This is a genomic window from Burkholderia sp. Se-20378, assembly GCF_017104665.1.
GTDB lineage: Bacteria > Pseudomonadota > Gammaproteobacteria > Burkholderiales > Burkholderiaceae > Burkholderia > Burkholderia lata.
This window is the reverse complement of record NZ_JAAGPG010000862.1, coordinates 1-2046: the sequence shown is the minus strand read 5'-3', so window position 1 is coordinate 2046 and position 2046 is coordinate 1. Positions and strand designations below refer to the sequence as shown.

Sequence of the window (2046 nt, the reverse complement as noted above, 5' to 3'; positions counted from 1 at the left end):
CTCGCGCTCGGCTTTGCGTACGGCGTCGCGGTCGGTTTCGCGGTCGGCGTGTCGATCGGCTGGTCGCGCCGGATCGGCTACTGGGTGCATCCGGTGCTGCGCGTGCTCGGCCCCGTGCCGGCTACCGCGCTGCTGCCGCTCACGTTCTACTTCTTCCCGTCGAGCTATTCGGCGGCCGCGTTCCTGATCGCGCTCGCAACCGGCTTCCCGGTCGCGGTGCTCACGTGGTCGGGCGTCGCGAGCGTCAACAAGCAGTACTACGACGTCGCGCGCACGCTCGGCGCGAACGCGCGCTTCCTCGTGCTGCGCGTCGCGATTCCGGCCGCGTTGCCGCACGTGTTCGTCGGCATCTTCATGGGGCTGAGCGCATCGTTCACGGTGCTGGTCGTCGCCGAGATGATGGGCGTCAAGTCGGGGCTCGGCTGGTACCTGAGCTGGGCGCAAGGCTGGGCATCGTACGTGAACATGTATGCGGCGCTGATCGTGATGGCGCTGCTGTTTTCCGGGCTGATCGCGCTGCTGTTCGCGGTGCGCGACCGCGTGCTCGCGTGGCAGAAAGGAACCGTCAAATGGTGAGCGCCGCCGTACTCGAATCCTCCGTTGCCTCTTCCGTTGCCGCCGCACCAGCCGCCACGACGCCGCGCGGTGCGCGCATCGACATCCGCCGCGTGAGCCATGCGTTCGACGGCCCCGGCGGCGCGCTGCCGGTGCTCGATGACGTCACGCTGTCGGTCGCGGCCGGCGAATTCGTCGCGCTGCTCGGCCCGAGCGGCTGCGGGAAATCGACGCTGCTGCGCCTCGTCGCAGGCCTCGACGCCGCGCGGCAAGGCACGATCGCACAGGACGGCGTGCCGATCGAGCAACCCGATCCGTCGCGCATCGTCGTGTTCCAGGACCCGACGCTGTACCCGTGGCGGCGCGTGCGCGCGAACGTCGCGCTCGGCCTCGAGGCGCGTGGCGTGGCGCGCGCGTCGCAGCATCGCGTCGACGATGCGCTCGCGCGCGTCGGGCTGCAGGAATTCTCGAACGTGTTCCCGCATCAGTTGTCCGGCGGGATGGCGCAGCGGGTCGCGCTGGCCCGCGCGCTCGTCAACGATCCGCGCCTGCTGATTCTCGACGAGCCGCTCGGCAAGCTCGATTCGCTGACGCGGCTCACGATGCAGGCCGAACTCACCGCACTGTGGCAACGCGACGGCTTCTCCGCGCTGCTCGTCACGCACGATGTCGAGGAGGCGCTGTTCCTCGCGCAGCGCGTGATCGTGTTCGGGCCGCGCCCCGCGCAGATCGTCGCCGAATTGCACGTCGACCTGCCCTACCCGCGCCATCGCGGCGACGCGCGCCTTGCCGAACTGCGTCACGACGCGTTGCGGCACCTCGGGCTCGATGCGAGCTGGTAGATGCGCGGTGCCGTTCGACGAAGGGCCGCCATGCGGCGGGCACGTAGCCGATGAACGCGCCGACGTTCGCCGACTGGGCGCTCGTGTTTCTGCAAGGGCTCTATCGCACGCAAATCGCGCTGGCGCGCGTGCTGCATGCGCTCGGGCTGACGGGCGACGCCGATGGCCAAGCCGCGTGGCCGTGGGCCCATCGCATCGCGCTCGAGACGCTGCGCATCGACGCGGGACTCACGCGGCAACTCGCGTTCGCTGCGACGGCAACGGCGCTGGCCGCCGTGCTCGCGTGCATCGCAGTTGCGTCGCGCAAATGGCGTGTCACGTCGGCACTGGCCGCGCTGGCCGTTGCGTGGTTCGCGCCGTGGCCGCCGTCTTCGCTGTGGCTCTCGCCCGCCGTACCGACGAGTTTCCAGCGCGATCCCGCGCCGTTTTCCGTATCGAACGTGATGCGCGGCGCACACCTGTATGCGCAACACTGCGCCGCGTGCCACGGCGCGGACGGACGCGGCGAAGGGCCGCTCGCGGCCACGCTCACGCACTGGCCGCCGACGTTCGCCGGCGCGCTGCTCGCCCGTCGTCTCGACGGCGAGCTGTTCTGGCGCGTACGCCACGGCACACGCGACGAACACGGCGCGTCGACGATGGCCGGCCG

3 protein-coding genes are annotated in these 2046 nt (G+C 70.6%); all 3 read left to right on the top strand.

From position 1 onward, the window contains the following. On the top strand, positions 1 to 576 hold a 576-nt coding region (locus G3N93_RS38335; RefSeq protein WP_206135368.1), incomplete at its 5' end, for an ABC transporter permease. Continuing rightward, on the top strand, positions 570 to 1397 hold the full coding sequence (locus tag G3N93_RS38330) for an ABC transporter ATP-binding protein (RefSeq protein WP_206135367.1): 828 nt from the start codon (positions 570 to 572) through the stop codon (positions 1395 to 1397). The genes G3N93_RS38335 and G3N93_RS38330, both read left to right, overlap by 7 nt. A 50-nt stretch (positions 1398 to 1447) precedes the next feature. After that, the coding region (locus G3N93_RS38325) for a c-type cytochrome (protein WP_206135366.1) at positions 1448 to 2046 on the top strand (599 nt) is incomplete at its 3' end.